General features: G+C 68.5%; 7 protein-coding genes. 3 read left to right on the forward strand and 4 right to left on the reverse strand.

Features of this window, described 5'->3' with window-relative positions; genetic code table 11:
- Together ACRDUX_RS05910 and ACRDUX_RS05915 are read left to right on the forward strand one after the other, a co-directional pair.
- Positions 1-1,682: Hsp70 family protein (locus ACRDUX_RS05910; protein WP_526411926.1), on the forward strand; the 1,682-nt coding region annotated here is incomplete at its 5' end.
- Between the two features lie 9 nt (positions 1,683-1,691).
- Positions 1,692-3,437, forward strand: a complete 1,746-nt coding sequence (locus tag ACRDUX_RS05915; protein WP_526411928.1) for an acyl-CoA dehydrogenase family protein — start codon at positions 1,692-1,694, stop codon at positions 3,435-3,437.
- A 1-nt stretch (position 3,438) separates the two neighbouring features.
- Here ACRDUX_RS05915 and ACRDUX_RS05920 read toward each other — a convergent pair whose 3' ends face one another.
- The 3 genes from ACRDUX_RS05920 to ACRDUX_RS05930 all read right to left on the reverse strand — a co-directional run bounded on the left by ACRDUX_RS05920 (position 3,439) and on the right by ACRDUX_RS05930 (position 5,092).
- Positions 3,439-4,059 (reverse strand): antibiotic biosynthesis monooxygenase, encoded by a 621-nt coding sequence (locus ACRDUX_RS05920; protein ID WP_526411930.1) that lies wholly within the window; start codon positions 4,057-4,059, stop codon positions 3,439-3,441.
- A gap of 98 nt (positions 4,060-4,157) precedes the next feature.
- On the reverse strand, positions 4,158-4,463 hold the full coding sequence (locus tag ACRDUX_RS05925; RefSeq protein WP_526411932.1) for a hypothetical protein: 306 nt from the start codon (positions 4,461-4,463) through the stop codon (positions 4,158-4,160).
- The gene (locus ACRDUX_RS05930; RefSeq protein WP_526411934.1) at positions 4,460-5,092 is read right to left on the reverse strand and encodes a DJ-1/PfpI family protein; all 633 of its coding nucleotides are present in this window, start codon (positions 5,090-5,092) and stop codon (positions 4,460-4,462) included. Before ACRDUX_RS05930 ends, ACRDUX_RS05925 begins: the two co-directional genes overlap by 4 nt.
- 95 nt (positions 5,093-5,187) lie before the next feature.
- Between ACRDUX_RS05930 and ACRDUX_RS05935 the strand changes: the two genes are divergently transcribed.
- Complete coding sequence (locus tag ACRDUX_RS05935; RefSeq protein ID WP_526411936.1) at positions 5,188-6,150, forward strand: GlxA family transcriptional regulator; 963 nt, start codon at positions 5,188-5,190, stop codon at positions 6,148-6,150.
- A 2-nt stretch (positions 6,151-6,152) separates the two neighbouring features.
- Here ACRDUX_RS05935 and ACRDUX_RS05940 read toward each other — a convergent pair.
- Positions 6,153-6,935: class I SAM-dependent methyltransferase (locus ACRDUX_RS05940; RefSeq protein ID WP_526411938.1), on the reverse strand; the 783-nt coding region annotated here is incomplete at its 5' end.

The following is a 6,935-nucleotide window of genomic DNA, read 5'->3' on the forward strand; positions in this document are numbered from 1 at the left end:
CGCTCTACCCGCACCGTCCCGCGGAGGTGGGCGTCCCCAGCGAGAACCCCGCCCTCGCCGAGCGCGGACTGATCATCACCGACTTCGTCGACCGAGTCGGCGACCCGGTTTCGATCGTCGCCGAAGACGGCTCGTCGCACCATGCCGAGGTGCTGTTGGCCGACGCGCTGCGGTCTCTGCTGCAGGCGCTGACGGCGGGCAACCCGGCCTCCGAGCCGGTCGGGGTGACCCATCCGGCGCACTGGCCGCCGGCTGCGGTCGACGCCCTGCGTGGCGCGCTGGCCGCACGACCCGAGTTCGGTGGCTCGAAGCAGGCTCTCCCGGTGTCCGACGCGGTGGCCTCGCTCACCGCACTGCAGGACGATCCCGGCGTGCCAACGCGGGGGATCATCGCACTGTGTGACTTCGGTGGTACCGGCGTCAACATCACCCTCGCCGATGCGGCCAACGGCTTCCAGCCCATCGGTCCGACGGTCCGGCACGCCGACCTCTCGGGCGATCTCGTCGACCAGGCGCTGCTGAGCCGCGTGGTCGGTGACCTGGCGGCGGCGGGTTCGGTGGATCTGTCGAGCACGTCGGCGATCGGATCGCTGAGCCGGCTGCGCGGTCAGTGCAGGGCGGCCAAGGAACGGCTCTCGACGGCGGCCGTCACGTCGCTCGCCGTGGAATTGCCTGGGCATCGCACCGAGGTGAGGATCACCCGCACCGAACTCGATGACGCCATCCGCGAGCCGCTCGACGCATTCATCGTCGTGCTTCAGGACACCGTGCAGCGCAGCGGGATTCGTCCCGGTGACCTCGTCGCGGTCGCGTCGGTCGGCGGCGGGGCGCGCATGCCCGTGTTCACGACGGCGCTGTCCGAGCACCTGCGGGTTCCCGTCATCACGTCGGCTCAGCCGGAGTTGGCGGCCGCGATCGGCGGCGCGCTGTTGGCGGCTCGCGGTCTGGTCCCCGACGGGGCGACCGCCGTGGCGCCCGCAGCCGCCGTCGCCGCCCCCTTGGTCCCGGCGTCACCAGCCGATGCCGGTGCGCCGGGATCGTCGACGTTTCGCGCCCTGGCGTGGTCGGACGCCGACGACATTCCCGAGCCGACGCCCCAAGACCCCGCAGACGTCCAGGACGGTCCGGCATACGAGCCGTACGACCCCCGACCGCAGCTGGCCTTCGCAGACCACGATGCAGAAGCCGAGGACGCGGCGGCGGTGCTCCCGTGGTACCGCCGCCCACTCGCGATCCTCGCGGCCGCCGTGGTTTTCGCAGTGGTCGCGCTCGGTGGCGCTGCGTTGTACGTGCTGCGCAACGACGAGCCTGCCGCGCCCGCCTCGACTCCCACGACGCCGACCACCACGGCCCCGCCCGCATCGGAGGTTCCGCAGCCCAGCGCGGAAGTGCCTCCTCCCGCGCAGGCGCCGGACAACCAGACCGTCACCGAGCAGGCGCCCCCGCCCGTCGTGACGGTGACGCAGGAAGCGCCGCCCGCGCCGGAAGCCCCACCACCGTCGACGGAGGCACCGCCGCCGCCAACCACCACCGAGCCGCCACCTCCACCGCCATCGGAGACTGCGCCAAGCACGGTGACCACGCCGCCGAGCACACAGGGTCCAATCATTCCGACCCTGCCGTACCAGACCATCCCCGGTCTGCCGTTCGTTCCTGCCCCGTTTCAGCCGCCGCAACCCTAGGAGGAACGCATGACCGATACCGACGGCCTGCTCTTCGACCCGCACACCTACGATCCGACCGAGTTCGACGCGGAGACCCGGCGACTGCTGCGCGCGACCATCGACTTCTTCGAGGGCCAGGGCAAGAAGCGAATCCTCGACGACGACCTGAAGGCGCTGTGGCCCGCCGACTTCGTCGAGTTCGTCAAGCGGGAGAAGCTCTTCGCCACGTTCCTGACGCCCTCGGAGTTCGCCGACGGAAACCCGGACAAGCGTTGGGACGGCGCGCGCAACGCGGCACTCGCCGAGATTCTCGGTTTTTACGGCCTTACCTACTGGTACACCGAGCAGGTCACCATCCTGGGTCTCGGTCCGGTCTGGCAGAGCGAGAACAAGGACGCCAAGTTGCGCGCTGCCGACGATCTGGATGCCGGCGAGGTCATGGCGTTCGGCCTATCGGAGCGCGAGCACGGCGCCGACGTCTACAGCACCGACATGGTGCTGACTCCGGCGAGCGAGGAGGACCAGGCCGACGGCATCCTGTACCGGGCGTCGGGCGAGAAGTACTACATCGGGAACGGCAACGTCGCGAGCCTGGTGTCGGTGTTCGGCAGGCGTGGTGACGTCGATGGCCAGGACGCGTACGTGTTCTTCGCCGCCGACAGTCGGCACGCGAACTACCACCTGATCGACAACGTCGTGCACATGCAGATCTACGTGAGCACGTTCCGGCTGGAGAACTATCCGGTGCGGGCCGAGGACATCCTGCACACCGGCGTGGAAGCCTTTGCGGCGGCACTGAATACGGTCAACGTGGGCAAGTTCAACCTGTGCTCCTCGTCGATCGGGATGACCGAGCACGCGTTCTACGAGGCGATCACCCACGCGCAGAACCGCATCCTCTACGGCAACCCCGTCACCGACTTCAGTCACGTCCGGGCCAACTTCGTGGACGCCTACGCGCGGATGATCGCGATGAAGGCGTTCAGCCGGCGGGCGGTCGACTACTTCCGCAGCGCGAGCCTGGAGGACCGGCGCTACCTGTTGTTCAACCCCATGACGAAGGCCAAGGTCACGATGGAGGGGGAGACCGTGATGCGGTCCCTGCACGACGTGATCGCGGCCAAGGGCTATGAGAAGAACACCATGTTCCGCGAGGTCGCGCAGCTCATCGGCTGCCTGCCGCGGCTGGAGGGCACGGTGCACGTCAACGTCGGCCTGGTGCTCAAGTTCATGCCGAATTACATGCTCAATCCCAAGTCCTACCAAGAGATTCCGACCCGCAACGACGCCAGCGACGACACCTTCTTCTGGAATCAGGGGCCCACCCGCGGTGCCGGTGCGATCCAGTTCGCCGACTGGGCGCCGGTGTACGAGAACCATGCCCGAATCCCGAACGTCGCGCTGTTCTACGAGCAGGCGCAGGCGTTCAGGGAGCTGCTCGTCACGGCGGCGCCCGACGCCGAACAGGCGAAGGATCTCGACTTCCTGCTCAACGTCGGACACCTGTTCTCGCTGATCGTCTACGGCCAGCTGATCCTGGAACAGGCTGCGCTCACCGACCTCGACGACGACATCGTCGATCAGATCTTCGGCTTCCAGATCAACGACTTCAACACGTATGCCGTGGCACTGCAAGGTAAGCCGACATCGACACCGGCGCAGCAGGACTGGGCGCTCGGGGCCATCCGCAAACCGGTCCCCGACGCGGACCGCTTCACCCGCGTCTGGGAGCGGGTGCGGGCGTACGACGGCGCCTACCAGATGGCGCCCTGACTCAGGCCATCTCGGGGACCCGAAGGTGGGCGATCATCAACTCGAAGTCGTGCTCCTCGCGGATCTGGGCGGCTGCCTCCTCGGACATCGAGCCTCTGAGCCGATCCATTTCGCCGCGGTTGCGCTCCATGGCGTCGGCGCTCGCGAAGGCCATCGACGACACCCCGCGGCCCGACGTTCGGTCCACCAACAGGCTTGCGCTGCAGAATCCTTCGAGTTCCTGCAGCGCGGGCAGGGCCGACTTGAATACCTCGAGGCCAGCGTCGATCTGGTCGGTGTCGACGGTGGCCCAGGTGACCCGGACGCAGGCCCCCGCCCCCGCCTCGTGATCGCGGTGCAGGACCGCGATCTCCCATTCGTCGACGGTTGGGCTCGCGCCACCGAAGATCTCCGCGGCGCGGTTGCGAACGTCCTCGACGGCCGATGCGCTGGCGCGCATCGCATCCTCTGACTCCCAGGCACTGGTGATGATGCAGCGGCCGGATGACCGGTCGGCCACCAGGGACAGGCCGATGTGTCCCTCCAGGCCCTCGAGCACGGGCATCACCGTGTCGCGAACGTAGGCAATGCCGGCGTCGAGGGATGAGGGCGTGGCCTCGATGGTGGTTGTTCGTGCGTACACGATCTGCCTCCTCTAGACGGGGCAGCGTCCCGACGGCGCTGCCGTCGGAGTTCATGGTCCTCCGCCGACGATCGGATGGCAATGACTTCCGGCCGCCGTCACCGTCCCGTGCGGCGAGTGCCACTCACCGTCGAGCGGGGTAGTCGGCCCGCGCGGGAATGACCGCTCAGATGGTCGCCGTCGATGAGCACGTCGAAGTCCAGATCGAGTCGCATCGGTTTGGTGATCGACTGTCGCCAGGTGACCCGTGGACCAGTGACGGTGAGGGCATCCAAGGCTACCGTCTCGGCCTTGAGCGTGGCCGAACCAGATTGCACTCCAACGGCTTCGGTGAACTCATAGACGACGGCCAATGAGCCGATCGGGGTCTTGATCGTCACGTCCCAGGTGCCGAGGAGACTCATGGCCGGCTCCACACCGTTCCGCGGCGCTCGTAGGCGAACAGCGCCTCGACTGCCAGCGCGACCCCTGGGCCGTAGGTGCGCTCGAGAAGGTGCAGCGCGAGGTCCAGTCCGGAGGTGACCGCGCCCGCGGTGACCAGGTCACCGTCATCGACTACGCGCGCGGCGATGGCGTTGACGCCGGTGGCGTCGAGCACGTCCATGCCGAGGTGGTGGGTCACGGCGTTTCGCCCTTCGAGCAGGCCCGCCATCGCCAGCGCGAGTGACCCGCCGCAGACGGTCGCCGCCGTGACGTCCGGATTCGCCATCGCCTCGCGCAGCAGGCTCGCGGCGGCGGTCGCACCGAACCGGCTGAGCAGCACTGGAATCGTGTCGATCTCGTCGGGATCGCCGTCAATCGGGCCGGACGCGCCCGGCACGATGACGAAGCCCGCCTTGGTCGGGTCGAGGGTGGCAGTCGCGTCGAGAACCATGCCGCGGGTGCCGCTCGTCACCCGGCGCGGACCCTCGGCCGAGACCAGCTCGACCACCAGCTCACCGCCGACGGCATCGCTTCCCGCGGCGAGAACTTCGAACGGTGCGATGACGTCGAGCGGGTCGAAACCGTCGAACAATACGAGTTGGGCGTGCACTCGGCCATCGTGGCCTCCGGCCGGCCTCCGTCACCAGTGGCGAGAATGCCACGTGTCGACGGAATCTTGCCACTGGGTCTGTTACCGTCCCGGTCATGCACACCGTCGCCGTGCTGGCGCTTCCCGACACCGTCGCCTTCGACCTCGCGACGCCCGTTGAGGTCTTCGGGCGCGTCGAGCTCGCGTCGGGGGAGGCCGGATACCGGGTGCTGGTGTGTGGCACCGACTCCGTGGTCACCGCCGGACCGCTGAGCATCGCCACCGAGCACGGACTGGAGGCGCTCGCCGAAGCCGACACCGTCGTCGTGCCTGGGCGCAACGACGTGTCGATCGAGACGCCCGCGGCGGTCATCACGGCGCTGTGCGAGGCCTTCGAGCGCGGCGCCAGGATCGCGTCGATCTGCTCGGGCGCCTTCACGCTCGCGGCCACCGGCCTGCTCGACGGCAAACGCGCCACCACGCACTGGCGGGCCACCGAGGCGTTCCGTGCGACGTTTCCGGCCGTCCGACTGGACCCCGACGTGCTCTACGTCGACGAAGGACGGGTGCTGACGTCAGCGGGCGCATCGGCGGGCCTGGATCTGTGCCTTCACATCGTGGCAAGAGACCACGGTTCCGCCGTCGCCGCGGACGCCGCGCGACTGGCCGTGGCGCCTCTGCACCGCAGCGGCGGCCAAGCTCAGTTCATCGTGCGGAATCAGGCCCGCGCCACGCGAATCGCCGAGCGCACCGAACTCGACGACGTCCTCGCGTGGATCGAACGGGAGGCACACCGCGACGTCGCGCTCGGTGACATCGCCGCGCGCGCCGCGGTTAGCGTCCGCACACTCAACCGACGGTTCCAGACCGAGACCGGCCAGACCCCCATGCAGTGGCTCACCGGCGTGCGGGTGCGCCACGCGCAGCAGATGCTGGAGACCACGTCACACGGCGTCGAGCGGGTCGGCCGGGAGGTCGGCTTCGCGTCGTCTGCGAACTTCCGGGAGCAGTTCCGCAGGTTGACGGGCGTGTCGCCGCAGAACTACCGCAACACCTTCCGAGAGCGCATCGCGGGCTGAAGTCAGTGATGCACGCGCTGCTTCTTCTCGATCACTATCTGCGCCAAGGGGATTCGCACCTCGGCTGGTGCCGCCGCCACCCGCGCCGCGACACCCGAGCAGAGTTCGTCGAGGAAACCGTCGCGGCGTTCGGCCGGTAGCTCGACTGCGAGACTCGGGAACGTCGACATGCGCAGGAACGCCGCCCACCTGGCGCCGAGCCCCTCGGCCTTCTTGTCGATCGAATACTGGGTCCAGAAGCGGTCCTCGGCGTCGAACACCTCGAGGTGCTCGATCGAGAGTTTCTCGAAGGTGCCGGACGGCGCGAACGGGGACAGGAAGTCGCGGGCGCGGCGCCCGGCGATCGGGATCGTCATCCGGCGCACCTCGTCCTCGGTCACGAGTTCACGTGCCCCGAGTTCGGCGAGCGTGTCCACGGTGGCCTCCAGGAGCGGCCGGTACCCGAAGTCACCGTCCTCGCCGATTCCCATCGTCATCACCACCAGTCGGCCGCCAGGGCTCAGCTCACGACCGCGGAACGCGACGAACTCGTGCCAGTCGTGTGCCGCTTGCCTGGCGTAGGCGGCGCGGATGTCGTCATCGCGGCTGTACGCCACCACGACGTGGTCGGGGATCGGCCTCGGAGTGCGCGCCAACCATTGGATCGACCACGAGGACCAGGCCAGGTTCACGCTGTTGGACGGAAGGATCTGGGAGTAGAACGAGCGTCCGACGGCGGAGGCGAACGACGCGTGGTCCTTCTTCAGGTAGGTGTCCGGGTCGTCGCTCAGGGTCCGGAAGAGCGC

The sequence above is a fragment of the Mycobacterium sp. genome (assembly GCF_050701675.1).
GTDB lineage: Bacteria > Actinomycetota > Actinomycetes > Mycobacteriales > Mycobacteriaceae > Mycobacterium.

What these genes read in the sequence shown, in the direction of transcription:
- ACRDUX_RS05915 (WP_526411928.1), top strand. Translation starts at nt 1,692, where the DNA reads ATGACCGATACCGACGGCCTGCTCTTCGACCCGCACACCTACGATCCG.
- ACRDUX_RS05925 (WP_526411932.1), bottom strand. Translation starts at nt 4,463, where the DNA reads ATGAGTCTCCTCGGCACCTGGGACGTGACGATCAAGACCCCGATCGGC.
- ACRDUX_RS05935 (WP_526411936.1), top strand. Translation starts at nt 5,188, where the DNA reads ATGCACACCGTCGCCGTGCTGGCGCTTCCCGACACCGTCGCCTTCGAC.